General features: G+C 69.0%; 22 protein-coding genes. 7 read left to right on the top strand and 15 right to left on the bottom strand.

The genetic code is table 11. The features are described from left to right. Nucleotides 1–2: 2 nt before the first annotated feature. From IEY88_RS31705 to IEY88_RS31695, 3 genes are all read right to left on the bottom strand, one after another. Entirely contained in the window at nucleotides 3–2,444 is a 2,442-nt protein-coding gene (locus IEY88_RS31705) for a DUF2156 domain-containing protein (protein ID WP_189158577.1), read from the bottom strand. Then, nucleotides 2,441–3,727: an alpha/beta hydrolase gene (locus IEY88_RS31700; protein ID WP_189158576.1), complete on the bottom strand. Its 1,287-nt coding sequence runs from the start codon at nucleotides 3,725–3,727 to the stop codon at nucleotides 2,441–2,443. Before IEY88_RS31700 ends, IEY88_RS31705 begins: the two co-directional genes overlap by 4 nt. 103 nt (nucleotides 3,728–3,830) lie before the next feature. Then, complete coding sequence (locus tag IEY88_RS31695) at nucleotides 3,831–4,769, bottom strand: maleylacetate reductase (RefSeq protein ID WP_189158575.1); 939 nt, start codon at nucleotides 4,767–4,769, stop codon at nucleotides 3,831–3,833. Nucleotides 4,770–4,870: 101 nt separating this feature from the next. Here IEY88_RS31695 and IEY88_RS31690 point away from each other — a divergent pair, with 101 nt between their 5' ends. Both IEY88_RS31690 and recQ read left to right on the top strand, forming a co-directional pair. Next, a complete protein-coding gene (locus tag IEY88_RS31690; RefSeq protein ID WP_229693964.1) occupies nucleotides 4,871–6,721 on the top strand; it encodes a Xaa-Pro dipeptidyl-peptidase in 1,851 nt (616 codons plus the stop codon). Between the two features lie 39 nt (nucleotides 6,722–6,760). Beyond that, on the top strand, nucleotides 6,761–8,737 hold the full coding sequence (gene recQ, locus IEY88_RS31685) for a DNA helicase RecQ (protein ID WP_189158574.1): 1,977 nt from the start codon (nucleotides 6,761–6,763) through the stop codon (nucleotides 8,735–8,737). A gap of 14 nt (nucleotides 8,738–8,751) precedes the next feature. Here recQ and IEY88_RS31680 read toward each other — a convergent pair whose 3' ends face one another. From IEY88_RS31680 to IEY88_RS31660, 5 genes are all read right to left on the bottom strand, one after another. Continuing rightward, the gene (locus tag IEY88_RS31680) at nucleotides 8,752–9,450 is read right to left on the bottom strand and encodes an RlpA-like double-psi beta-barrel domain-containing protein (protein ID WP_189158573.1); all 699 of its coding nucleotides are present in this window, start codon (nucleotides 9,448–9,450) and stop codon (nucleotides 8,752–8,754) included. Nucleotides 9,451–9,501: 51 nt separating this feature from the next. Further along, nucleotides 9,502–11,517 carry an NACHT domain-containing protein gene (locus IEY88_RS31675; protein ID WP_189158572.1) on the bottom strand — a complete coding sequence of 672 codons (2,016 nt, stop codon included), beginning with the start codon at nucleotides 11,515–11,517 and terminating at the stop codon, nucleotides 9,502–9,504. A 147-nt stretch (nucleotides 11,518–11,664) separates the two neighbouring features. Then, nucleotides 11,665–11,859 (bottom strand): antitoxin, encoded by a 195-nt coding sequence (locus IEY88_RS31670; protein ID WP_189158571.1) that lies wholly within the window; start codon nucleotides 11,857–11,859, stop codon nucleotides 11,665–11,667. 54 nt (nucleotides 11,860–11,913) lie between these two features. After that, the gene (locus tag IEY88_RS31665; RefSeq protein WP_189158570.1) at nucleotides 11,914–13,689 is read right to left on the bottom strand and encodes an FtsX-like permease family protein; all 1,776 of its coding nucleotides are present in this window, start codon (nucleotides 13,687–13,689) and stop codon (nucleotides 11,914–11,916) included. Then, on the bottom strand, nucleotides 13,686–14,369 hold the full coding sequence (locus IEY88_RS31660; protein ID WP_229693963.1) for an ABC transporter ATP-binding protein: 684 nt from the start codon (nucleotides 14,367–14,369) through the stop codon (nucleotides 13,686–13,688). Before IEY88_RS31660 ends, IEY88_RS31665 begins: the two co-directional genes overlap by 4 nt. Before the next feature lie 108 nt (nucleotides 14,370–14,477). Between IEY88_RS31660 and IEY88_RS31655 the strand changes: the two genes are divergently transcribed. Genes IEY88_RS31655 through IEY88_RS31640 form a run of 4 tightly spaced genes read left to right on the top strand, consistent with a single transcriptional unit; the run spans nucleotide 14,478 to nucleotide 17,322 of the window. Continuing rightward, entirely contained in the window at nucleotides 14,478–15,551 is a 1,074-nt protein-coding gene (locus IEY88_RS31655) for a sensor histidine kinase (protein WP_189158568.1), read from the top strand. Beyond that, the gene (locus IEY88_RS31650; RefSeq protein WP_189158567.1) at nucleotides 15,548–16,174 is read left to right on the top strand and encodes a response regulator; all 627 of its coding nucleotides are present in this window, start codon (nucleotides 15,548–15,550) and stop codon (nucleotides 16,172–16,174) included. Before IEY88_RS31655 ends, IEY88_RS31650 begins: the two co-directional genes overlap by 4 nt. 60 nt (nucleotides 16,175–16,234) lie before the next feature. Further along, nucleotides 16,235–16,567 carry a hypothetical protein gene (locus IEY88_RS31645; protein ID WP_189158566.1) on the top strand — a complete coding sequence of 111 codons (333 nt, stop codon included), beginning with the start codon at nucleotides 16,235–16,237 and terminating at the stop codon, nucleotides 16,565–16,567. Between the two features lie 59 nt (nucleotides 16,568–16,626). Beyond that, nucleotides 16,627–17,322 (top strand): peptidylprolyl isomerase, encoded by a 696-nt coding sequence (locus tag IEY88_RS31640; protein WP_189158565.1) that lies wholly within the window; start codon nucleotides 16,627–16,629, stop codon nucleotides 17,320–17,322. Here IEY88_RS31640 and IEY88_RS31635 read toward each other — a convergent pair. The 7 genes from IEY88_RS31635 to IEY88_RS31605 all read right to left on the bottom strand — a co-directional run bounded on the left by IEY88_RS31635 (nucleotide 17,319) and on the right by IEY88_RS31605 (nucleotide 24,509). Then, on the bottom strand, nucleotides 17,319–17,861 hold the full coding sequence (locus IEY88_RS31635) for a TetR/AcrR family transcriptional regulator (RefSeq protein WP_189158564.1): 543 nt from the start codon (nucleotides 17,859–17,861) through the stop codon (nucleotides 17,319–17,321). The two genes, IEY88_RS31640 and IEY88_RS31635, sit on opposite strands and share 4 nt — an antisense overlap. Before the next feature lie 103 nt (nucleotides 17,862–17,964). Then, nucleotides 17,965–19,125 carry an acyl-CoA dehydrogenase family protein gene (locus IEY88_RS31630; RefSeq protein WP_189158563.1) on the bottom strand — a complete coding sequence of 387 codons (1,161 nt, stop codon included), beginning with the start codon at nucleotides 19,123–19,125 and terminating at the stop codon, nucleotides 17,965–17,967. A 1-nt stretch (nucleotide 19,126) separates the two neighbouring features. Further along, on the bottom strand, nucleotides 19,127–20,212 hold the full coding sequence (locus IEY88_RS31625; protein ID WP_189158562.1) for a CaiB/BaiF CoA transferase family protein: 1,086 nt from the start codon (nucleotides 20,210–20,212) through the stop codon (nucleotides 19,127–19,129). Continuing rightward, nucleotides 20,209–20,604 (bottom strand): hypothetical protein, encoded by a 396-nt coding sequence (locus tag IEY88_RS31620; protein ID WP_189158561.1) that lies wholly within the window; start codon nucleotides 20,602–20,604, stop codon nucleotides 20,209–20,211. Before IEY88_RS31620 ends, IEY88_RS31625 begins: the two co-directional genes overlap by 4 nt. 152 nt (nucleotides 20,605–20,756) lie before the next feature. Then, a complete protein-coding gene (locus IEY88_RS31615) occupies nucleotides 20,757–21,875 on the bottom strand; it encodes a Glu/Leu/Phe/Val family dehydrogenase (protein ID WP_229693961.1) in 1,119 nt (372 codons plus the stop codon). 8 nt (nucleotides 21,876–21,883) lie between these two features. After that, complete coding sequence (locus IEY88_RS31610) at nucleotides 21,884–22,981, bottom strand: NAD(P)/FAD-dependent oxidoreductase (protein ID WP_229693977.1); 1,098 nt, start codon at nucleotides 22,979–22,981, stop codon at nucleotides 21,884–21,886. Between the two features lie 43 nt (nucleotides 22,982–23,024). Then, on the bottom strand, nucleotides 23,025–24,509 hold the full coding sequence (locus tag IEY88_RS31605; RefSeq protein ID WP_189158559.1) for an aldehyde dehydrogenase family protein: 1,485 nt from the start codon (nucleotides 24,507–24,509) through the stop codon (nucleotides 23,025–23,027). 81 nt (nucleotides 24,510–24,590) lie between these two features. Here IEY88_RS31605 and IEY88_RS31600 point away from each other — a divergent pair, with 81 nt between their 5' ends. Continuing rightward, complete coding sequence (locus IEY88_RS31600; protein WP_189158558.1) at nucleotides 24,591–25,508, top strand: LysR family transcriptional regulator; 918 nt, start codon at nucleotides 24,591–24,593, stop codon at nucleotides 25,506–25,508. The last annotated feature ends 156 nt before the right edge of the window (nucleotides 25,509–25,664 follow it).

Raw genomic sequence — 25,664 nt, 5'->3', positions numbered from 1 at the left:
CGTCACTGGCGAGTGGTCACGCGCTCACGCGTCCGGATGATCATCTTGCTCGCGAGCCTGAGCCCCTGGCGTGCGTTGAGGTGCGGCAGGTACGCGCGGCTCACCGCGTTCGCGATGCGCGGCAGTGCCGCCGAGTCCGGGTACACCATGAACATCGGCTGGTAGGTCGGCTGGAACTTCGCCTTGAACGCGAACAGCGAGCGGAACCCGTACACCGGCTCCAGCACCTGCCCGGTGAGGTCCAGGACGCGCTGCAACGCCCGCGGCCGCTCACCGCGGTCGAGCCTGGCGAGCGGTGCCCCGGACAGGCTCAGGAACCGCGCTCCCTCTGCCTGCAGCTGTTGTGCCGCCGAGGCGATCAGGAACTCCATCGAGCCGCGGAAGCCGTGTGAGCGGCGGCGCATGAAGTCGAGCGTCCACCCGACGACCTCGCCACCCTCGTACACCGGCAGCCAGCTCGTGATGCCGTGCACCGTCCGGTCCTCGTCGACCGCCAGCAGGCAGCGGACCCCGTCACCGGCCAGCTCCTCCAGGCCTCCCAGCGTGAAACCCATCTCGGGCAGGCCCTTGTCCGCCACCCACTCCGCCGAGATCGACCGGATCTGGTCCGTGATCGCGTACGGCGCGTCGGCGTACGTGCACCACTCGGCGGTGATCCCGGCCTTGGCGGCCTTGTTGAACGCCGTGCGCACGTCCTGCCACTTCTTGCCCGTGAAGCTCAGCTGGTCGAGCTCGATCATCGTGTCCTCGGCGACCTGCACCGCGGACCAGCCGAGCCCCTCCACCGCGGCGCGCGTCTCCGCTCCCACGCTGTAGAGACACGGCGTCCAGCCGTTCTGCGCGCAGAACTCCGCGAACCCGCGCACGGCGTCCACCCGTGCCGGGCCGATCGGGTCGCCGACCGTCAGCGCGATGGTCGCCACCACGCGGTACGCGATGGCCGTCTCGCCGTCCGGCGTGAACCAGTACTGGTTGCCGCGCCACGTCGTCATGTACGACAACGACGAACCGCCGTGGCGCCGCATCAGCTCGCGGGCGTGCGCCGCCGACTCCTCGCACGAGGACGGCCACGTCCGCCACGACGCCATCAGCAGCCCGGCCAGCACGATCAGCCAGAACACCACGCCCGTGTACTCGAACAGCAACGTGCCGACGAACCCCTCGGCCGAGAACCGCAACGGCACCAGGTCGAGGTAGCCGGGCGGCAGGAACCGCGTCGGCAGGTCCGCGAGCAGCGCACCGAATCCCGGCTCCGGCGTGAACTGGTCGCGGACCAGGTACCCGCCGAAGACGTACAGCGCCGAGAGCAACGTGACGCTGATCGCCGTGAACCGCCAGAACTTCACGACGGCACGCCGAGGCAGACGCACGTCGAAATGCCCGCGCGTCAGCAACAGCACCACGATGATCGCGAGCGGTGCCAGCATCGGCACACCGAACGAGACCGACAGCTCCAGCACGCTCGCGTCCGGGAACTGCGCGACGTACACGACATACGAACCGATGAACGCCGCGAACGCCACGTTGAACACGAGCGCCGTCCGCCACGCGAACCGGCGCCCGCGCCGCAGCCCTTCCGCCAGCACCAGCAGCAGCAACGCCGGCAGCAACGACATCACGAGCGCGGGGAACCGCCCGTACGACAGCTGGACCACCATCGTCCGGCACAGCTCGACCGCGTCCGAGGAGCACACCGCCTCGACGTCCTCCTGCGACGGCTGGGCGACCGCCACGACGTCGGCGAACCACCACAGCGGCCCGTTCGGGTACGGCGACATCATCGACACCACCGGCCCGAGCGCCGAAGCCGCGAGCAGCAGCGCCACCAGCACCCGCGTCTCCTGCAGCGAACGCGCCTTGTGCACCGGCCCGCTCTTCAGGAACAAAGCTCCGATCAGCAACCCGGCCACGCCACCGGACAGTCGGAGCAGGTCTTCCAGCCAACCCGAGTACAGAGTAAGGACCAGCACCGACAAGATCATCATCAGCCGGACGCGACGCCTCCACAGCGGCGGCATCCGGAACGTCAGCGCGAGCACCAGGCCCACGCCGCCGGTCGACGGCCCCGCCGCCACCTCGCCCACGAGCGACTCGAGCCAGCCCCAGTGCAGGTCCCGGCCGATCATCACCAGTCCGAGCCCGAAGAACGAACCGACCACGTGCGAGCCGAGGAAGACGGCTGCGGTCCTCGGTGCGCCGAGCGTGCGTTCCGCGAACGGCCCGGCCACGAGCAGCAGCACGGTGGTCGCGGCGTACCCCAGCAGGTCCATCGACCACAGCGCCGAGGTGAGCACCGTCCACCAGGGACTCCCGGTGCCGAACCCGGTGCGCGTGAGCAGGTCGTCGCTCGCGCCGCCGATCGCCCCGGTCAACGCCCCCGCCGTCCAGAAGACGATCAGGAACGAGCACGTCAGCGGTGCGGTGCGGAACAGCCGGGCGGTCATCTGCCCAGCCCTGTTCGCTGCGCGAGCCACGGCAGCGACCCGAAGAGGCCTTCCCGGGCCATGTTCCAGTCGTGGCTGTGCGGCAGTTCTTTCCACTGCACGTCCATTCCGGCCTTGCGGCACGCCTCGAACAACTCGGCGTCCGCGTTGCGGTACGCGGCGTCGTCGCGTCCGGCGACGACCACACCTGCGGTCTGCGGGAAACGCTGGCGCGCGAGGACGTCCATCGGGTTGACCCTGAAGAACGCGGCCTCGTCGCCGCCGAAAGCCGTCTGCACCGTCTCCTGCCGCGTGCCCAGGGTGGGCTCGTGCTGAGGGGCGAGGGCGATGAAGTTGCCGTACACGTCCGGCGCGCGCACGGCCAGCTGCAGCGAGCACGTGGCGCCTTGGGAGAAGCCCGAGATGGTCCACGCCTCACGGCGTTCGTCGACGTTCAGCCGTTGCTTGATCCACGCGGGCACGTCGCGGGCCAGGTACGTCTCGACCTGGCCCAGCTTCGAGTCGAAGCACGCCGGGTTCGCGGTGGACGTGCCGAGCTGGTCGACCACCACGACGATCGGCGCGAGCCCGTCGTGCTGCCGTGCGTACGCGTCCAGGTTGTCGAGGATGCGGCCACCGTCGAACCAGTCGCGCGGACTGCCCGGCTGGCCCGGCATCAGCACGATGACGGGCAGTTTCGGGCGCGGGGTCGTGTTGTACGCGGGAGGCAGGTAGATCCACGCCGGCCGCGCCTTGAACGCGCCGGGGATCTCCGCCTCGGAGACCGTGCCCTTGTCAGGCAGGTCCACCGGCCGCTTCCAGACGTCGGCGAGCGTCTTGCCGGCGGGCACGTTTACGAACGCGGAGGGCGGGGGAGCGGCGGCGTTCAGGTCGACGTGGTCGTTGCGGAAGACGTCGAGCACCGCGCGCGCGGTGGGGTACTGCGCGAAGTGGGCGTTCGTGGCGACCGCCGCGCTCATCGTCACGCCCAACGCGAGGAGCACGCCGAACGCCCGGCCGTACCATCGGCCGGAGCGCAGCCTGACGGCCGCGAGCGTCAGCGCGACGAGGGCCGCGCCCACCCACACCACCAGGATCGTCGGCAAGGGTTCCGGCCACGGCTTCCACACGTGGTCGATGAACAGCGCCAGCCCGGTCACCACGAGCGCGCACGCGAGCACGGCGATCGGCAGCACGCGGACCCACCAGGTCCGGTTCTTCCGGATCGCCAGGTACGTGAGAGCGAGAGCGGCCGCCACCGTCGCGGCCGTGGGGATCGGTCCGTTTATCAGAGACAGATCCAACGGGCTGAGCATGCCTTCGATGCTTCAGGAAGTCTTCAGGAAGCACATCGGAGGTTCGTCTGAGTTCAGAGCCGTGAACATCAGCCTTAAGAATGACAACCCATCAGTCGGACGATGCGTCGCGCCAGGCGTTCGTGAGCACCCGCAGGGCGTCCGGGTGGTCGGCGATCTCCGCGGCACGGTACAAATCGGACTCCGCCATCCCCAGTTCGCGCAACGAGGTCGCCGCGCCGAACCGCGTGGCCGTGTCGTGGATCCTCCGTGCCAGGTCAGCGGGCGCGGTGTGGGGGAGCAGCGCCGTGTGGGTTGCGGCATGGGGCAAACCGAACGCACCGCCCAGGACGTGCGCGAGCTTGTGGTGCAGTCCCATGGGGACGGACGCGAGGCACGTGCCGGCGAGCCACGCCGAGGACAGCAGCGCGGTCCGGTTGTCCACAGTGGAAGGATTTCCGCTCAAAGCGTGCAAAACGCCCTCGATCGCCCTGGTCGCGATGGCGTCGATCAAGGGGTTCTCGTTACCGCGGGCCGCGACGGCGTGCGCGAGAGAGTTGAGCGCGCTCGTCACCGTGACGTCGAGCGGCAGGTCCAGCGTGAGGTCGACGTCGTAGATCACCGTGTCCGGCTGGATCGCCGGGTCGCGCCGCGTCTTCTTCAGCCCCGACGCCGTCTCGCCGAGCACCTGGGTGACCTCGGAACCCGCGTAAGTCGTCGGGACGATGAGCTGCGGTACGTCCGCACGCACCGAGAGCGCCTTCGACAGCCCTGTGCTCGACCCACCGCCGACCGACACGATGCAGTCCGCTCCGTGTTCGCGTAACGAGGCGAGCGCGCGCTCCGTGACCTCGACCGGCGTGTGCATGGCCGCGCCGGTGAACCGGGTGACGAGCAGCGAGCCGAGTTCGGCCGCCACCCTGTCGCCGCCGTGCCGGGCGATCAGCAGCACGCGCGTCGCACCGAGCCGTTCGGCCTCCGCGCGCACGGAGGCGACCGTGCCGCGGCCGAAGACGACGCGGGTGCGGCCGGGTTCGAAGGTGAAGCTCACGAGTGACGAATATTCGTGAGGGAACTGCGCGGCGCAACAGCAGAGGGTCAAGCCTTTCGGCTCTGACGGGGCGACTTCGTCACTCCTTAGCGTGAATCTTCATGAAGCGTGTTCGTGTTGTAGTGGCGCTCGCAGGGGCCCTGACCCTGGCGCCACTCCCTGCCACAGCGGCGACACCAGCGTTCAGCCTGTCCGGCGGTGTGACCGCGCCGATCCACTCGATGGCCGACGCGGTCCGCGAGACGGTGTACGTCGACTCCGGGCTCGACCTCGACGGCGACGGCACCCGAGACCGGGTGGCGGCCGATGTCATCAGGCCGTCCACGACCGGGCGCGTGCCCGTGATCATGGACGCCAGTCCCTACTACCAGAGCGCCGGGCGCGGCAACGAGAGCGAGGTCAAGACCTACGACTCCGCCGGGGTGCCGGTCAAGTTCCCGCTCTTCTACGACAACTACTTCGTCCCGCGCGGCTACGCCGTCGTGCTGGTCGACTTCCTCGGCACGAACCGGTCGCGCGGCTGCGTCGACGTCGGCGGCCAGTCGGAGATCGCCTCCGGCACCGCCGTCATCGACTGGCTGAACGGCCGGCGCACCGGCTACTCGACCCTGACCGGCTCCGCCACGAAGTCCGCGTCCTGGTCGACCGGTGCCGTCGGCATGATCGGCAAGTCGTGGGACGGCTCGATCGCGAACGGCGTCGCGTCGACCGGCATCGACGGGCTGAAGACCATCGTGCCGATCGCGGCCATCAGCTCCTGGTACGACTGGTTCCGCTCGGACGGCGTCGCGTACCCCGGCTACAGCTCGCCGACCGGGCTCGGGTCGCAGTTCGAGAACTCCAACGCGCGCTCGCGGTGCGGTGCCGTGCGCTCGCAGATGACGAACGGCTCTCCCGCCAACGGCGACTACACGCCGATGTGGCAGACACGGGACTTCGTGCGCAACGCGTCGAAGGTGAAGGCGTCGATCTTCGCGATCCACGGCCTGAACGACCTCAACGTGAAGACGCTGCAGTACGGGCAGTTCTGGGACGCGGTGCCCTCGACGGTCCCGAAGAAGCTGTGGTTCTCGCAGACCGCGCACGTCGACCCGTTCGACTTCCGGCGCAGCGAGTGGGTGCCGACCCTGCACCGGTGGTTCGACCGCTGGCTGCTCAACGTCCAGAACGGCATCGAGAACGAGGCGCAGGTGTCGGCCGAACGCGCGCCGAACCAGTGGGCGGACGACCAGACGTGGCCGCCGGCAGGGACCGTCAGCACCGTGCTGCGTCCTTCTTCTTCGGGACTCGGCACGGCGCCGGGCACCGGCACGTCGGCGTTCACCGACAACGGCAGCGGCACGCCGGCGAACTGGCTCTCCGGCTCGAACACGGGCAGGGCGATCTACTCGACGGCGCCGCTGACCTCGGACCTGCGCGTTGCGGGCACGTCCTCGATCACGGTGGGGGTGTCGTCGTCGACGCCGACCGCGCACCTCACGGCGTACCTGGTCGACTACGGACCGGCGACGGTGCGGACCGGCGAGGGCATCCGGACGCTGACCACGGAGTCGTGCTGGGGCGAGAGCCGCACGGGCGATGACGCCTGTTACCGCAACACGGAGGCGACGACGGGCAACGTCGACGCGCAGATCATCGCGCGTGGCTGGGCGGATCTCGCGAACTACCAGTCTCTCTCGACGCCGCGCACGATCACGCCGGGAACCAAGTACCGGATGACGTTCCGACTGTCCACAACGGACCATCTCCTCAAGGCGGGGCACCGGCTCGGCCTGGTGATCGGGGGCACCGACTCGACCGCGATCGTGCGGCCGGGCCAGCTGCCGAGGCTGACCGTCGACCTGGCGGACACGTCGGTGCGGATCCCGCTGAAGGGCTCGGTGCCGGCCGCGTCGTCCGCTCCGCTGGTCGCCGGCAGCGTTTCCGCTGGTACGAAGAGCGAGCTGGGCTAGCGATCCGGACTGTCGGTGCTGCTCGCTAGCATCGGCGGCATGGGTTCAACCGAGCACGGGGACGCGCTGCAGGTTCTGCAGCGCGTCTTCGGGTACCCCGAGTTCCGCGGCGACCAGGCCGCCATCGTCGAGCACGTGATCGCGGGTGGCGACGCGCTCGTGCTCATGCCGACCGGCGGCGGCAAGTCCCTGTGCTATCAGGTGCCCGCCCTGGTGCGGCCCGGCACGGGCGTGGTGATCTCCCCGCTCATCGCGCTGATGCAGGACCAGGTGGACGCGCTGCGTGCCCTCGGCGTGCGCGCGGGCTTCCTGAACTCGTCGCTGTCGTGGGACGAACGGCGGATGGTCGAGGCCGAGTTCGTCAACGGCGAGCTCGACCTGCTCTACCTGGCGCCGGAGCGGCTGACGTCGGAGGCCACGCTGCGGCTGCTGGAGCAGGGCGAGATCGCGTTGTTCGCGATCGACGAGGCGCACTGCGTCTCCCAGTGGGGCCACGACTTCCGGCCCGACTACCTCTCGCTCACGCACCTGCACGAGCGCTGGCCGAAGGTGCCGCGCATCGCGCTCACCGCCACGGCCACGGAGGCGACCCGCAAGGAGATCCTCACGCGCCTGGAGCTCGGCGAGGGGCGTCAGTTCGTCTCCAGCTTCGACCGGCCGAACATCCAGTACCGCATCGTCGGCAAGAAGGAGCCGAAGAAGCAGCTGCTGGACCTGCTGCGCGGCGAGCACCCCGGCGACGCGGGCATCGTCTACTGCCTGTCCCGCGCGTCGGTGGAGAAGACGGCGGAGTTCCTGGTGGCGAACGGGATCCCCGCGCTGCCGTACCACGCGGGTCTCGACGGGTCGGTCCGCCAGCGCAACCAGGCCCGGTTCCTGCGGGAGGACGGCCTGGTCATGGTCGCCACCATCGCGTTCGGCATGGGCATCGACAAGCCGGACGTCCGCTTCGTCGCCCACCTCGACCTGCCGAAGTCGGTCGAGGGCTACTACCAGGAGACGGGGCGCGCGGGCCGCGACGGCCTCCCGTCCACCGCGTGGCTCGCCTACGGCCTGCAGGACGTGGTGCAGCAGCGCAAGATGATCGAGTCGTCGGAAGGTGACCTGGCGTTCCGCCGCCGTTCGCAGGCGCACCTCGACGCGATGCTCGCCCTCTGCGAGACGGTCTCGTGCCGCCGCACCCGGCTGCTGGAGTACTTCAACGAGTCCGGCGTCCCGTGCGGCAACTGCGACACCTGCCTGAGCCCGCCCGAGTCGTGGGACGGCACGGTGGCCGCGCAGAAGGTCCTCTCCACGGTCTACCGCCTGCGCAAGGAGCGGAACCAGAAGTTCGGCGCCGGGCAGGCCATCGACATCCTGCTGGGCCGCAAGACGGCCAAGGTCATCCAGTTCGACCACGACCAGCTCAGCACGTTCGGCATCGGCGAGGACCTGACCGAGGGCGAGTGGCGCGGCGTGGTCCGCCAGCTCCTCGCGCAGGGTCTGCTGGCCGTCGAGGGCGAGTACTCGACGCTGGTGCTGACCGAGGCGAGCGCCGAGGTCCTCGGCCGCAAGCGCGAAGTGAAGATGCGCAAGGACCCGGCGCCCGTCCGCTCGACCACGCGCACGGCGTCGTCCTCGTCCGGCGCGGCCAAGGTGAAGGTCGACCTCCCGGCCGACGCGGGCCCGCTCTACGAGGCGTTGCGCGAGTGGCGTGCCGCCCAGGCCCGCGAGCAGGGCATGCCCGCCTACGTGATCTTCCACGACGCCACGCTGAAGTCCATCGCGGCGTCACGCCCCGGCTCGCTCGCCGCCCTGGGCGCGGTCAGCGGTGTCGGCCAGGCCAAGCTCACGAAGTACGGCGAGCAGATCCTGGAGGTGGTGGCGGTCGGCGGTCCCGCATCGCCGGCGGCACCCGCGGAGGCACCCAAGCCGAAGTCCAGGACGACGACCACAGGTGGAGCGGCCTGGGGTTCGGGCGCGGAGGCCGACGAGTGGCCGGAGCCGGAGGAGCCGGACGAGTCCGCGGACTGGTGATCTGACCGGCTCGGTCAGGTCACCATCTCGATCTGGGCGCGCTTGATCAGGTTCTTGCCGGACTCCCCGAGGAGCTCGAAGGCAGCGCTGTTCAGCACGACGCAGGCCGACCCGACACCGACGATCGGGACGGTCATCTGCTTGCCGTTGTCCAGGTTGGTCACCCGCACCGAGGTCCCGATCGGAAGCTGCGCCGAGAACGCCCCTGGCGCCCCGCCGACGGCCGACAACCCGACGGTCGCACCGTCGCAGACGACCTGCCCGACCGTTCCGGAAGCCCGCACCCGCGGGGTGGACGTGCGCGTGGTGGGTGTCGGCGCCGGCGCGTTCCCCACGATCTCCACCCGGATGCGCTTGAGAACGCTGTCCACTGCGCCTTCCTCTGTTTCCGCGGACCACAGGGAATCAAGCGCCGCGGTGTTCAGCACCGCGCAAGCGGTCGACTTGCCGGTCACGGTCACGGTGATCACGCGCCCGTTCCCGGGATTGGTGACGCGCAACAGCGTGCCCACCGGGAACTTGTCCGACAGCACGGTCGCCGGCCCCTTGGCGTTAGTCGTCCTCACCTGCTGCCCACCGCACACCTCTTTGCCCGCCACCCCCGGCTGCGACGAGGAGGCACCGGATCCCGCGAGTGCGAAGGCCGTGCCCCCGATGGCCGCGACGACCGAGAAGACCCCGGCGGCCGCGATCCAGCCCTTCGACCAACGCATGCACAACACCCGACCTTTCTGTCAGGCCTACGGCCCGCAGAACGGGAAGGTTCAACGGCGCGTGGCCCGGACCAGCGCCGTCGGGTCGCACGACGCGAGGTGATCGCGCAGGGCGACGTGCGCGAAGCGGTACTCGCCGTCGACGCGGGTGAGCAGCAGCCGGTCCTGCGCGAGGTGGAGCAAAGCCTTGCGGCGGAACGACAACTCGCCCAGCGACAAGGGGCGCGTCACCGCCTCGGCGGCGACTTCGGCGAGCGCGTCGAACGGCCACACGTAGTCGCGGGCGGCGGTCGGGGTCACCAGCAGACCCAGTGCCACTCCGAGCGCCGTGCCCCAGGAGCCGAGCGCGCCGATCCCGCCCAGCAGACCGACCGTGCCGAGGACCGGGACCGCCGGCTGCACCCACCACGGGCGTCCTTGTCGCATGCGTTGCTGTTGCACCGGACGCACCGTGCGCCACACACGTCCCACAGCGGCGGCGAAAATTCCGCCTGCCACACCCGCCGAGAAGCCGATCCCCATGCCCGTCAGTACCGCGTAGGGACCGGTCCAGATCATCGAGACGCCGGGGGCGGCGGCGATCAGCAACGCCCAAGGCACGGGTGCGTCACCCGGTATGAAACCCAACGCCAAGAAGAACGACGCCACCACCACGAACACGTACGCGACGGCGTACGGCCACGGCGTGCCGATATCGCCCAGCCACAAACCCGCGAGCCCGACCAGCAATCCCGCGAACACACCGGCCAGGAATCCCAGCGCGGCAGTCACAATGCCGTGCGCGCGCCCAGGAGGGTGGAAGACGTGCGGCAGTTTGTTCACGAGCACGAGCAAAGAAGAAGCGGCGACCACGAACACCACAGCGGGCCACAAACCGAGGCGCAGTCCTGTCATGAACGCCACGGCACACACACCACCGGCATACGCCGCAGGCACCGCGCGCACGAACAGCAACCACAGCGGACGCGTCGGCAGCAGTGGAAGCCACGCACGGCGGTGAGGCATGTGCACGGGCGCGCCGAGGTCTGGCCGCCCCAACCGTGCGAGGAACTTCAACGCGCGAATGGTGGGCCCTGCGCCGCGTTGGCCGGAAAGCCTTTCTACGACGAAGGAGCCCACGAAGTCGGTGCCGATCGTGTCGACCTGCTTGTCGAGATGCGTCAGCGCTAGGAGGTTCAACGCCAGAGGGGAGTCCAGCCGCTCCCAGATCTCCGGGGTCAGGGCTGATTCCAGGCTGTCGAGGCGAGGGCTGACCGACGCGATGTACTCGAGCACCTGACCGCGTGACAACGGCTCGACCACCACCGACGGCAGGTTCTCGATCGGGCCCGTCGAGCTCACCACGGAGGCGAACGGCGCGAGTTCGGCCTCGCAGTGCGCGCGGTCGACGCGCGGCACCTCGTCCAGGCCGTCGATGAGCACGGCCACCCGCTCGCGGCGCAGCCAGATCGTGCCGGCCGAGCGGCTGATGCCGTAGCAGCGGTTCATCTCGCGCAGCAACCAGGCGGTGAACTCAGTCGGCTTGCGGGCGCCGTACGCGCGCCACGTCGACAAGTCCACGACGACCGGGATCGGCGCGTCCGGGTTGTTGCGCGCCCTCTCGACCAGCACCAGGCACAGTTCACGCAGCAAGGTAGACCGGCCGCTGCCGACCGGCCCGATCAGGACCATGGTCTGGCCGAGGCGGTCGTAGACGGCCTCCACGTCTGCCGAGGAGACCTCTTCGCCCTCGACCCGCACGGACAGCCGGGGCTGCTTCAGGACGCCGAGTTTGATCTGCGTCTGGGCCGCCAGTGAGGCGGCGAGCAGGTCTTTCACCCGCGACTCGACCCGTGCGAGGGCGGCGGCGCGGTTGCTGGTCTCGTGGCCCCGGACGCGTTCCCAGAGCGCGAGACCGACCGCGACGAGCACCATGACGCCGACCGCGGGCCACAACCACCGGCCGAACTCGCCGATGAACCCCGGCACGGTCCCGCCGGTGCTGACGCTGATGGCCGCAGGTAGTAATAAAACGACGGTGACCAGGCACAACGCGGCCAACGCGGTCAACCTTGCCGCCCTCGTCACCCCGCTCGGATCCACCTTCACCTCCGCGATCCCGGCGAACGACGGTAACCGTGTCGCCGGGATCGCGGAAGTGAATCCGAACAGGCGTAACCCACACGCGAACCAGCCGCCTGTGCCGCCTCAGGAACCCACTGTGAGTGGGTCCCGCTACTGCTGTTGCTGACCGCCGAAGTTGCGAAGGCCTTCCTTGAGCTTGTCCTCGCCCTGGTCGATGTGCTCGCTGTGCTTGCCGCCGGTCTTGTCGTCGGCGAACTGACCCGCGCGCTCCACACCGTCGTCGACCTTGTCACCGTGCTGGCCGACCAGGTCCTTGGCCTTGTTCTTCAACTCGTCGAATCCCATAGCTGCATTACCTCCCTATGCAGTCCGGGTACCCCGCCCCGGATCCGGCACACCTCACTGGATCGAGTGAAGTGCCGACACCGGACTCACCTGGGCCGCGCGGCGGGCAGGCAGCAGCCCCGCACCCGCGGTGAGTGCGGCCAGGACGAGCACGACCACGCCGACCGGTCCGAGGGGCACCTGCAGAGGCCACTCGACGCCGAGCGAGATGATCGCGAGCCACGCGTAGGGAATGCCGATGGCGAGCCCGATCACCGCGCCGACGATCCCGTACAGGGCGGCTTCGACCGTGACCAGGCGACTGAGTTCCCCTCGGGTCAGGCCGATCGCACGCAGCAGACCGGACTCACGAGTCCGTTCGAGCACCGACAACGCCGTGGTCGAACCTACTCCCACGACGGCGATCAGAACCGTGAGGAACAGCAGTCCTACCGCGACTACGACCAATGAGGTGAACCAGTTCTCCTGCGCCCGGCGGTGGTCCGTGAGCGACTCGACCTCGAGCCCCGCCGGTACGCGTTCCTCGGCACCGTTGGCGAGCACACCGGCCGGCTCACCCTCCACATCGGACGGGTGCAGCAACGCGCTGCCGAGCGGCACCCCGCCGAACAACGTCGCCGCCACGGTCATCGGCACGCCGTTCACGTCCGCCCGGGATCCGGCGGTCAGGCCGAGCCTGCTCGCGGTGGCGGTCGACAGGATGATCCCGCGTGGCCCCATGTCCCCGAGCGCCCCGGCGTCGACCTGGAAGTCCGTGAGGTCGCGGAGCTTGGTCATGTCGAGGTCGGTGGCGCGCATGGTGAGCGTGCCGTTGATGGTGATCTCGGTGCGGCGGTAGGGAAGCACGTCCGTGAGCCCGGCGCCGGTCAACGCCTCGGCGTCGACCGGTCCGGTGATCTCCAGATCGGCCGGGTAGGCGCTCGCCATCTCGGCTTTTCCGAGCCCTTGCAGGGTGTTCGCGCCGGTCAGCGTCGCGATGACGAGGCTGACGCCCAGCGCGACCACCGCGGTGACCGAGGCGGCCCGGCGAGGTGCGCCGCCGACACCGCTCACTGCCAGCGTCGCGATGGTGTTGCGCTGCAAAGGAAGTCCGATCAACCGCAGCACGGGTGCGATGAGCGCGGGCCCGAGTGTGATCAAGGCGCCGAACGCCAATGCACCGCTGATGGTCGTGCGCAGCAGCAGGTCTTCGGTCATCCCGGTCGGCCGTTGTGTGGTCGCAAGGCCGTCGATCACGACGAAGACCACCAACGCACCCGCACCCGTGGCCATCAGGAGCCCCAGCACCCAGCGCGGCCGGCCGATCCGGCTCTGGGCGTCCTGCACGGCCGAGGTGCGCAGCGCCTCCAGCGGCGAGACTTTGGCCGCGGACCAGGCGGGTGCCAGCACGGCGAGCGTCGTCAGCACGAACGATCCGAGCACCACGACCAGCGCGGGAGTGAACGGGAACCCCGGCGCCGCCAGGCCCGCCAGCGGCACGAGCTGTCCGGCGCCCGCAGCCAGCGCGACCCCGGCGACCGAGGCCAGCAACCCGGTCAGCGCTCCCTCGATGATCAGCCCCCGCGCCAGCCGTCCTCGTGAGGCGCCCACGGCCCGCAGCAACGCGAGCTCCCGCATGCGTTGTGCGAACACGATCCGGAACGTCGAGGTGGAGACCAGCGCCGCCACGATCATCGCGACCGTGACGAACGCTCCGAGCAGCGCGAACACTTCGACCAGACGGGCCGCCCCCGCCGCCAGGGTGCGCTCGGTGACGTCCTTGGCGAGCACCGTCGAGTAGGCGAAGAACGCCGCGATCGTGATCGACAGGACAGGCAGGAACCTCCTCATGCCGCGACCGCCTGCACGACCCGGCCGTCGGCCATGTGCACCACGGCATCGGCATAAGAGGCGGCCCTGTCGTCGTGCGTGACCATCACGATGGTCTGGCCGTACTCGCGCACAGCTCGCCGTAGCAGGCCGAGCACGTCAGACGACGACCGCGAGTCCAGGTTCCCGGTCGGCTCATCAGCGAAAACCACTTCGGGGCGCGTGACCAGCGCACGAGCCAATGCCACGCGCTGCTGCTGCCCGCCGGACATTTCCGAGGGCCGGTGCGATAGCCGTGACGACAGCCCAAGCTCTTCCACGAGCTGCGAGAACCAGACCTTGTCCACCCGCCGGCCTGCCAGGGTCAACGGCAGCAGGACATTCTGCTCGGCCGTCAGCGTCGGCAGCAGGTTGAACGCCTGGAACACGAACCCGACGCGGTCCCTGCGCACCTTCGTCAGCGTGGTGTCCGACAGCCTGGTCAGGTCCTTCCCGCCGAGCAGCGCCGCGCCGGACGTGGCCGTGTCGAGGCCCGCCAGGCAGTGCATGAGCGTCGACTTGCCGGAACCGGACGGCCCCATGATCGCGCTGAAGGCGGCCGGCCGGAACCCGGCCGTCACCCCGTCGAGTGCTCGAACCGCGGTGTCGCCGGAGCCGTACACCTTCACGAGGTCGACGGCGGCGGAAGCGAAGTTGTTCACATGGTCAGCAAAGTCCGGAGCGGAGGCGAGGACCTCGGTCCCGAGCACGGTCCGCCTCTGTCTTTCGGCCGATCTGCGGACCGCGTCCGAGTGCATAGGGTCATGGCCATGCTCTGGAGGCTCGGCGCGCTCGCCGCTCTGCTCGCCGCGGCGTCCGTGGACTTCTACTACGGCCTGTTCAGGTCCCCGGGCCTCTACCCGTGGACCGGCTGGGCCGCGTTCGGCTGCATCGTGCTGCCCGCGGTCGCCTGGCTGCGTCCCCACCGGGGCCTGGCCGCCCTCGCCGCCACCGCGTGCCTCACGTTCACGCTGGTCAACCCTCTCGACAAGGAGTTCGGCCTGGCCGAGAGCCTGGCGCTGACCGGCGTGCTGGCGGTCACGGCCGGCCGGGCACGGTCGTGGCGGGACGCGCCGTTGCTCGGCTGGGTCGCCCTCGCGCTGGTCACCCAGCCCCTGCGGTACCCGGTGCGCAGTTCCGAACTGGCCATGGCGATGGCACTGCTGGTCGTCGCCACGGGCGTGGTCGCGGGCGCCGGCTACCTGCGCCTGCTGGGCAACGCGAGGGAGAAGCAGGTCGCGGCCGTCAAGGCCGGGCAGAAGGCCGAGTTCGCCCGCGACCTGCACGACTTCGTCGGCCACCACATCACCGGCATGGTCGTGCTCGCCCAGGGCGCCGGCCGGATCGTCGAACGCGACCCCGCGCAGGCCAAACAGGCCCTGGACCGCATCGAGGAGGCCGGCGGCGAGGCCATGGCCGCGATGCGCCGCATGATCGGCATGCTCCGCGACGACGCCCCGGTGGCGCCGGTCGCGGGCATCGTCGACATCGAGCCGTTGGTCGCCGCCGAACCGCGGGCCACCCTCGAGATCCACGGCGACACCGGGACGCTGCCGCTCGAGGTGGCCAGCTCGGTCCACCGCGTCGTCATGGAGTCGTTGACCAACATCAGGAAGCACGCCCAGGAAGCGACCACGGTGGACGTCCAGATCCAGAGCACACCGGACTGGGTGACGGTCAAGATCTCCAACGACGGCAAGCCCGCGAGACAGGGCAACGGTTTCGGGCTCGTCGGACTCACCGAACGCGTGCAGGCGCTCGGTGGCAGGATCAAGGCGGGGCCTGGCATCGACGGCGGCTGGGTCGTCGACGCCGCGCTCCCGACAGGAAGGGCGACCGCGTGATCAGGGTTCTCGTCGCGGACGACCAGGCGATGGTGCGCACGGGGTTCGGCATGATTCTAGGGGCCGAGTCCGACATCGAGGTCGTGGCGGAAGCGCAGGACGGCGTCGAGGCCGTCGCCGAAGCACGCCGCACCAAGCCGGACGTCGCGTTGATGGACATCCGCATGCCGCGCATGGACGGACTCGAAGCGCTCAGACAGATTGCGAACGACGTCAACGTGGTGGTGTGCACGACGTTCGACCACGACGAGTACGTGCACACGGCGTTGAAGAACGGCGCGTGCGGGTTCTTGCTGAAGGACGCCGGTCCGAACCTGCTCGTCGAAGCGGTCCGTGCGGCCGTCACGGGCGATGCGCTCATCAGCCCGTCGATCACCGTCAGACTGTTGCAGCACATGAACACGCCTGCGTCGCAACAACCGCACAAGCTCTCCTCGCGCGAGCTCGACGTCGTGAAGCTCGCCGCCGTGGGCAAGACGAACGCCGAGATCGCACAAGAGCTGTTCATCTCCATAGGCACGGTGAAGACGCACCTGGCGAGCGTCCAGACCAAACTGGACGCCCGCAACCGCGTCGAGATCGCCGCCTGGGCGTGGGAAACCCGGCTGGTCGGCCAAAAGTAGGACCCGCAACCGGTCTTGCGGCAGAAGTCCCGTCCCGCGCACATCACCAGAATTCGAGTCATGAAGAAACTTCTCCTGCTGATTCCCGTCCTGGCGCTCACCGCGTGCGGTCAGAAGAGCTACACCTACGAGGCGTTCTACGACATCGAGGGCACCGGCAAGGCCGAGATGACGCTCAGCGTTCCCGGCGGCGCGTCCGGGACCGAGACCGTGGACCTGCCGGTGAAAGACCGCGCCCTGCTCGCCAACGCACTCGGCAGGATCACGCTCACGGTGAAGCCGCAGACCGGCCAGGCGACGTGCAAGCTCCGCGTGGAGAAGGAGAAGGAGATCACGGGCTCCGGCGCGGAGGCGAAGTGCGAGTACGAGATCACCGAGTCCACGGACAACTGAGCGACCCGTGTGATCCGTTAAGACTTGCCGCCCGCCCCGGGCTCCACTAGGAAACGCGCATGAGGCGAATCGCAGCTGGACTGGCAGTGGCGGCACTGGTCGTCGGTTTCACCACGACGGGCACCGCGTCCGCCGACACCGGAACGGCCCGGCCCGACTGCGGCTACACCGCGACCCCCGAGGAGCCCGCCGCTCGTCCGGTGTCCATCCCGCGCGACCCGTGGTTCACCAAGGGCAAGGTCCTGGTCAAGGTGAAGACCAACCAGGGTGACATCCCGCTGGTGCTCGACCGCGCCAAGGCCGCGTGCACCGCGCACAGCTTCATCCATCTGGCGCACCGCGGTTTCTACAACCAGACCGAGTGCCACCGGCTCACCGCGTACCCGACGCTTCAGGTGCTGCAGTGCGGCGACCCGTCCAACACGGGTGAGGGCGGCCCCGGTTACAAGTACAAGGACGAACTTCCGACCGACCTGCAGCCCGCGCCGAACGACCCGACCGGCCAGCGCCGCATCTACCCGCGCGGCACGCTCGCCATGGCCAACGCCGGCCCCGACACGAACGGCTCGCAGTTCTTCCTCGTGCAGTCGGACTCGATCCTGCGCCCGAACTACTCCGTGTTCGGCCAGATCCTGCCCGAGGGCCTCAAGACCCTGGACAAGATCGCGGCCGGTGGGATCGCGGGGGAGAACCCGCTCGACGGCCGCCCGAACGTCAAGTCCGAGCTGAAGTGGGTGCTCCCGCTCGGGATCTAGTCGGAGGCCCAGCCCTTCAACGCGCCGTAGAACGCGTCCGAGAGCCGCCGGACCACCTGCTCGTCAGGTAGTCCGGCGGTTTTCGTCAGGTCGAGGATCTCCCGCGGGTCGAACAACGCGTTGTGCAGAAACCGTGCCACGTTCAGCAAAGCGTCGGGCAGCGCCAAGTCGATCAGCACACCGCGCAACGCCTGGTCCCACGCGCCGCACGTCAGCGCCGCCATCTCCTCGGCGTTCTGCAGTCGTGCCAGGATCCCGCGCTGCGACGAGAACCGCACTATCACTGGGCCGTGCACGTTCTGCAGCTTCACCCAGCGCGCGGCCTGGTGCTCGAACAGTTCTTTGCCGGTCTTGCGAGACCGTTCGCCGTGTTCGACCAACGACGTGATGACGTCTTCGTGATAGGCCGCCACAAGCGCCTCCACGGACGGAAAGTGCCGATACGCCGTCGCTTGGGAAAGCGCTGCCTTGCGCGCGATCGACTGCATCGTCGCCGTTGCTGGTTCAGCCCGCAGAACGTGCGTCGCGGCATCCAGCAATCGCCTGCGGTTGCGACGCGCGTCACTGCGGCTGTTTGTCTCCTCCGGCAGAACGTCCTCCCACCCGCGAACCCCGTTGCGGAGTGCAGGATAGGGCGAACGATCAACGAAAAGCTGCGATTCCGGTCAACGCGTGGCCGATGGATAGCAGGTGGATGTCGGAAGTGCCCTCATAAGTAAGTACGGATTCCAGGTTGTTGGCGTGACGCAAGGGCGAGTACTCGAGCGAGATGCCGTTCGCGCCGAGGACGGTCCGGCTTTCCCGGGCGATCGCGATGGCCGACTCGACGTTGTTGTACTTGCCGACGCTGATCTGCTCGGGCTTCAGCGTGCCGGCCTCCTTCAGCCTCGCGAGGTGCAAAGCGAGCAGCATCGCATTGCTGACCTGCACCGTCATGCTCGCGAGCTTGCGCTGGGTGAGCTGGAACGAGGCGATCGGCTGGTCGAACTGGATGCGCGTACCGGAGTAGTCGAGCGCAGCCTGCAACGAATCCCGCGCGGCACCGACAGCACCGAACACGATCCCGAACCGGGCCTCGTTCAGACATGTGAGCGGGGCGCGCAAGGAAGTCGCGAGCGGCAACCGCGCGCTTTCCGGCAGCCGCACGTCCTCCAGGACCAACTCGGAGGTGACGGATGCTCGCATCGACAGCTTCTGCTTGATGTCCTGTGTGGAGAATCCCGGTGTGCCCCGAGGAACGAGGAATCCTCGAATTCCCTCCTCGGTCCGCGCCCACACCGTCGCCACGTCCGCGAGGCCGCCGTTCGTGATCCACGTCTTGGTGCCGTTCAGCACCCAGTCCGCTCCGTCGCGCACCGCCCGCGTGCGCATGCCGGACGGGTTCGAGCCGAAGTCCGGCTCGGTCAGCCCGAAACACCCGATCGCCTCACCGGCGGCCAGGCGCGGCAGCCACTCCTGCTTCTGCTCCTCCGAGCCGTACTTCCAGATCGAGTACATCGACAGCGAGCCCTGCACGGACACGAAGCTGCGGATACCGCTGTCGACGGCCTCCAGCTCCAGGCACGCGAGCCCGTACGCGAGCGCCGACGTGCCGGCACACCCGTACCCCTGCAGGTGCATGCCCAGCACGCCGAGCTTGCCGAGCTCCTGCGCCAGTTCGCGCGGCAGGACGCCCGCCTCGAACCACGAGGCGACGTGCGGCCGGACGTGGCCGCTCAGGTAGGCCGCGACCGTGGCCTGGATGTCTCGCTCCTCGTCGCTCAGCAACGACGGGATGTCCAGCAACTCCAACGGGTCCTGCACGTCACTGCTCCAGCTTCGGCGGGCGCAGCCGGTACGTCACCGGCGTGCGCGACAGGCGGATGGGGTTCGCGACGAGCGTCATGTCGCCGATCGTCGCGGTGGGATCGAGGTCCAGCGACTCGGCCAGCGCGAACGCGTGCGCGACATCGTTGACAGGACCACACGGCACGCCCAGCGGCGTCAGCGTCTCGAACCAGTGCTGCGCGGGCCGCGCCCGCAACCTCACCGAGAGCAGCTCGAACAGCTCGTCCACGTTCTCCACGCGATCGGAGTTCGTGACGAACCGCGAGTCCGTGGCCAGCTCCGGCACGTCCAGCACCGAGCACAACCGGCGGAACTGCCGGTCGTTGCCCACCGCGAGCACGATCGGCTGGTCGTCCGTCGGGAACACCTCGTACGGCGCGATCGACGGATGCCGGTTGCCCATCGGCTTCGGCACCGAACCGGCCAGCGTGAACCCGGCGCTCTGGTTCACCATGCTCGACAACAACACCGTCAGCAGGTCCAGCTCGACGAGCTGCCCCAGCCCGGTAGCCTCCCGATGCCGCAACGCCGCCAGGATGCCGACGCACGCGTGCAACCCGGTCAGCACGTCGACCAGCGCCACCCCGGTCTTCACCGGCTCGTACGGACCTGGCCCGGTCACGCTCATCAACCCACCCACGGCCTGCACGAGCAGGTCGTAGCCGGGCAGATCCGCACCCTTGCCCGAACCGAACCCCGAGATGGAGCAGTAGACGAGGTCGTCACGCCCCAGCGACTCGTAGTCCAGCCCGAACTTCTTCATCGTGCCTGGCTTGAAGTTCTCGACCACGACGTCCGCCCGCGCGATCAGTTCGCGCGCCTCTTGCCGGCCCGCCTCGGAGGACAGGTCGATCTGCACGGACGTCTTGTTCCTGTTGACGGACAGGAAGTACGTCGCCTCGTCCTCGTAGTGCGGCGGACCCCAAGTACGGGTCTCGTCGCCCCTGCCGGGCTGCTCGACCTTGACCACCTCGGCACCGAGGTCGCCCAGCATCATCGTCGCGTACGGCGCCGCGAGCACCCTGCTGAAGTCCGCGATCACCACGCCTTCGAGGGAGCTCATACGCCGTGCCTCCGCTGTGTCGTTGCGTGCGACGTCACCGCTGGATGCGGCACCGCTGTTGCGCGCGCTGTCTTGCACGCCACTGCCTTTGCGCGCGTCTTTGGTTGTGGACGCGCTTCCGTCGTTGCACGCGGCGTCGTCGTTGCATGCGTCATTGCCGACTTGGGGCCGAGGTTCGCGATGACCGCGCTGTCACGCAGCTCGTGCACCAAGTCCCGCCGTGGCGATGTGCACACCGCCGTCGTTGCGTGCGCCACCGCCGGCTTGAGGCCGAGGTCCGCGATGACCGCGTTGCCGCGCGCCTCGTGCATCTGGTCTCGCTGTGGCGATGTGCACACCGCCGGCTTGAGGCCGAGGTCCGCGATGACCGCGTTGCCGCGCGCCTCGTGCATCTGGTCTCGCTGTGGCGATGTGCGCACGGCTGCCGTGTGAGCCTTCGCTGTTGCGCGCGCTGTCTTGCACGCCACTGCCTTTGCGCGCGCCTCCGGTTGTGGACGCGCTTCCGCCGTTGCACGCGGCGCGACCGCCGCACCTGCGAGCGGGCTCATGCGACCCGCCCCCGCAGCTTCATCGCGGCCAGCACGCGTTCTTGCGACAGCTCGCGCGCCGCCACATGTGTTGTGGTGCCACGGCTTCGGGCCTCGGCGATGATGTTCACCGCGTTCGCTCTCAGCTTCGCGGACACGGCCTCCAGCACCGTCGCGGGGTTCACCGGGAACGGTGAGTACCGCGCGTCCATCCCGAACGCCGCCGCGACCACGCCGCCGGCGTTCGCGATGAAGTCCGGCACGACCGTGATCCCGCGCTGTGCGAGGATCTCCTGTGCCGCGACGGAAGTCGGCAGGTTCGCGCCCTCGACCACCAAGGTGGTGTCGAGCTCGCCCGCGAGTTCCGCGTCGATCACGTCCTGCAGGGCGGCCGGCACCAGCACGTCGCACGGCACCCGTAGTTCGGCACCGAGCGCGCGGACCTCGCCGTACTGCCGCACCGCGAGATCACCGAACTCGGCTCGCAGCTTCAGCAGCCGTGCCACGTCCAGGCCGCCGGCATCCACCAGCGCCCCGTGCACCGACGACACGGCGACGACGACAGCGCCCAGTTCGGCGAACCGCTTCGCCGCCGCGGCACCGACCGCGCCGAACCCTTGTACCGCCACGCGTTTGCCGCGCAGCTCCACCAACTCGTCCGCCACCTCGGCCACGCCGTACCCGGTGACGCCCAGCTCGTCGTACGGAAGACCGCCGAGTTGAGCCGGTGCGCCCATCATAGCGCCGCGGTCCGACAGTTCGTCCTGGACGATCGCGGCGTCCCGTTCGGTGAGGCCCATGTCGAGCCCGAGCACGTACTCGCGCGGCACCTCGTTGGAGAGCTTGCGCGCGAACGCCCGCAGCGCCGCTTCCTTGTCGGGAGAGGAAGGATCGAACACGATCCCCGCCTTCGCGCCGCCGAAGAACAGGTCGACGCCGGCCCACTTCCACGTCATCACGCGCGCGAGACGGGCGATCTCCGCGACCGTCACTTGCGGGCTCATCCGCGTGCCGCCCTTGCCCATGCCGCGCGCGGTGTTGTCGATGACGAGCACACCTTTCATGCCGGTGCGCCGATCGGACACGCAGACGACCTTCTCCGGCCCCCACTCGTCCATGAGCTCGAGAACGTCCATCACATTCCTCACACGCAGTTGAGTTCCGGCCGGGCCCGGTCGGCGGCGAACCTGGAGGCGTCCAGAGTGGACACGTCGACGAAGGGCTCGCGGTCCAGCACGAGGTCGCGCACGACCTCGCCGACCGCGGGGCCCTGCAGGAAGCCGTGCCCGGAGAAGCCCGTGGCGTAGAAGAACCTTCCGGCCGAGCCGATCAGCGCGTTGTGGTCCGGCGTCACCTCGTACAGCCCGGCCCACCCGTCGCGCACGCCCACGTCCAGCAGCCTCGGCGCCCGCCTGCCGATCGCCTCGGTGAGCCGGGGCAGCCACGCGTCGGACATGTCCAGCTTGAAGCCCGGTGTCTCGTCGGGATCGGACATGCCGAACAGCAGTCCCCGGCCTTCGCGGTGGAAGTAGAAGGTGCTGCCGAAGTCGATCGTGAAGGGAGTCACCCGATCGTGTAGCTCCGGCATGGGTTCGGTGAACATGATCTGGCGTCGCAGAGGGGAAACCGGCAGGTCAACGCCCACCATCGCGCCGATCTCCCGCGACCAGGCACCCGCCGCGCAGACCAGAGTCCCCGCCGAAACCGCGCCGCGGTCGGTTTCGACGCGAAAAGTGTCGGACCCCGTCCCTACGATCGATCTCACGGTTGTTCTGGTGTGGAAGCGGACCCCGAACCGGCGGGCCGCGGTGGCATAGCCCAGCACGACGGACTCGGGCGTGCAGTGTCCGTCGTCGGGCGAGTAGGTCGCCGCGAGCAGACCGTCCGTTTCGATCAGCGGCGAGATCCGCCGGGCCTCCTCGGCAGTCAGCATGCGACTGCGCACGCCGAGGGAGTTCTGGAGATCGACGTTGCGCTCGAACGCCGTGACGTGTTCCCGAGAAGAAAGGAGGAACAGGTAGCCGACCTGGTGCAGATCGATCTCCTGCCCGGGGCGCTGCTGAAAGCGCTGGAACAGTTCGATGGATCGAGCTCCGAGCCTGATGTTCAGTTCGTCGGAGAACTGGGCGCGCACTCCACCCGCTGCCTTGCAGGTGGAGCCGGACCCCAGGTCATCCCTCTCCACGACCACGACGTCCCGGACTCCTGCCTCGGCGAGGTGGAAGGCGATGGATGTGCCCATCACCCCGCCGCCGATGACGACGACCTCTGCTCGAGCGGGCAGCTCAGGCGAGGCGGTAGTCAAGGTTCGCCTCGATCGCGAGAGTGTCCATCTGCGCTTTCTGCAGCTTCCCGGAGTAGTCCCAGTTCATGGACTGCCAGCGGGTGAACTGGTCGAGCACCCACACGCCCGACTGCCGGGAGCCGTTGCCGCTCTTGCCGTTGCCGCCGAACGGCAGGTGCGCCTCGGCCCCGGACGTCGAGTTGTTGACGCTGACCATCCCGGCGGAAATGCCGGCGCGGAACCGGAAGGCCTTGTTCGGGTCCGTGGTGTAGATCGAGCAGGAGAGGCCGTAGCCCGGCTTGTTGCCGAGCTCGATCGCCTCGTCGAGGTCCGAGTACCTCATGACGCCGACGATCGGGCCGAACGTCTCCTGCAGGAACAGTTCGTCGTCCTCACGCACACCGGAAACGATTGCGGGGTGGTAGAAGAAGCCGTTCTCACCAGTGAAGCCGTTGCGGGGACTGGTGGCCGAGATGCGGCCGGTCGGGCCGTGCACCGTGTGGTGCTCGCCGATCCAGCCGAGGTACTTCTCGTACGCCAGCGCGAACTTCTCGTCCAGCAACGGTCCATAGAGGACATAGCCGGTCGGGTCGCCCACGGTGGCGCCGCCGACGGCCTCGACGAACCGGGTCAGGAACTCGTCGTACACCGACTCGTGCACGATCGCCGTGCCGAGCGAGGTGCAGCGCTGGCCCGCGGAGCCGAAGCCGGCGAACAACGCGCCCTGCACGGCCAGGTCGAGGTCCGCGTCCTCGGTGACGATCATCGGGTTCTTGCCGCCCAGTTCCAGGCACGGTGTCTGGAGGTGGCGTCCGCACAGTTCGCCGATGCGCACACCGACCTCGGTGGAGCCGGTGAAGCCGACTTTGTCGACGAGGCCCTGCTGCAACGACCGCTTCAGTCCGGCGAATGTCTCCGAGCCGTCGGCGAAGACGATCTCGAACGCCCCGGCGGGGATGCCGGCGGCCTGGAACACGTCGTAGAAGGCCCGGGCTGACGCGGCGGAGTACTCGGCGGGCTTCCAGACGACCGAGTTGCCGCACAGCAGCGCGGGGATGATGTACCAGGAGGGCACGGCGACGGGAAAGTTGCCGGCGGTGATGATCGCCGCGACGCCGACGGGGTTGCGGAACGTGAAGAGCTGCTTGTCCGCCATCTCCGAGGGGACCGTCTGCCCGTAGAGGCGCCTGCCCTCGCCGACGAAGAAGTTCGCGGTGTCGACGATCTCCTGGACCTCGCCGCGGGCCTCCGCGATCGGCTTGCCGATCTCGCGGGTCACGAGCTGGGAGAGGGGTTCGAAGTTCGCCTCGACCAGGCGGCCGATGTTGCCGATGACCTGGCCTCGCACGGGTGCGGGCACGCGTGCCCACGCGCGTTGGGCTGCCTTGGCCCGCTGGGCGGCGTCGACGAAGGCGCTGCTGGTCCCGAGCTCGATCTCGGCGACCACGTCGGAGGTGTTCGACGGGTTCGTGGAGATGTAGGGCATGCCTCCACCCTGGTGGCTGCGGGGGGCGTGCGCCAGAGGTCGCAGAACGAAACCTCGCGACGTCGAGCATAAGCTGGCCTGGTGCTCAACCCGGTTCATCTCCGCACGCTCGTCGAGGTCGTGAAGACGGGTTCCTTCGCCGAGGCCGCCCGCCGTCTCGGCTACACGTCGTCGGCCGTGTCGCAGCAGATCTCGGCGTTCGAGCGGGCGGTCGGCGTGACGCTCTTCGAACGCGAGGCGCACTCGATCAGGCCGGCCAGCGCTGCTCTGCTCATCGCCGACCGCGGCGGCGAGCTGCTCGCCGCGTTCGACGGGTTCGAGCACGAGGTGAAGGCGATGGTCCAGGGCCTGCGCGGGCGCCTGCGAATCGGCACGTTCCCCACGGCGAGCTCGCGGGTGGTGCCGAAGGCACTGGCGAGGCTGCAGGCGGAGCTGCCGGGCGCCGAGATCCGTCTCGACGAGGCGGAGCCGGACGCCGTGCTGCCACTGGTGCTGACCGGCGAGCTCGACCTGGCGCTGGTCTACGCGTACGACCTCGTCCCGCGCACGTGGCCGGAAGAGCTGACCGTGCTGCCGTTGCTGGACGAGGCACTCCTGGTGATGGTGCCGAGCGAGCACTCGGCAGCGAAGAACAACGTCAAACTCGAAGACCTCAGAGACGAACGCTGGATCGCCTCTCGCGACGGGACTTCCGGCGCGACGTGTCTCACGCGGCTGTGCGCGGCGGCGGGCTTCGCGCCCAAAATCGCCTTTCGCAGCAACGACTACGAGGTCGTGCAGTCGTTGGTGGCGGCCGGCGTCGGCGTCGCTCTGGTGCCCGCGCTCGGGTATAAGGAGATGGACGGCATGCACGCGATGCTGTTGCGCCACAAGCCATTGCGCAGACACGTGCACGTGGTCCACCGCACGGCGAACACCAACCCGTTGCTGCGCGACGCGGTGAGCGCGCTGCGAGAAGCCTGCCAGAACACCGCGGGTGGCTACATCAGCCAGCCATGACAGAGGTCTGCTGGTCGACCGCACCAAGCCGGACGCGACGCATCACCAGTGCCAGGAGGTGATCGAACGGGTCGGTGCACCCGACAGAGTGGTCAGCCGCTCCTTCCGCCCCGACCGGTCGAACGCTGATGTCCGGAGTGTGACGTCGCCTGCACT

Source organism: Lentzea pudingi, from assembly GCF_014646255.1.
GTDB lineage: Bacteria > Actinomycetota > Actinomycetes > Mycobacteriales > Pseudonocardiaceae > Lentzea > Lentzea pudingi.
The sequence above is the reverse complement of the archived record's forward strand: the minus strand, read 5'-3'. Positions and strand labels throughout refer to the sequence as shown.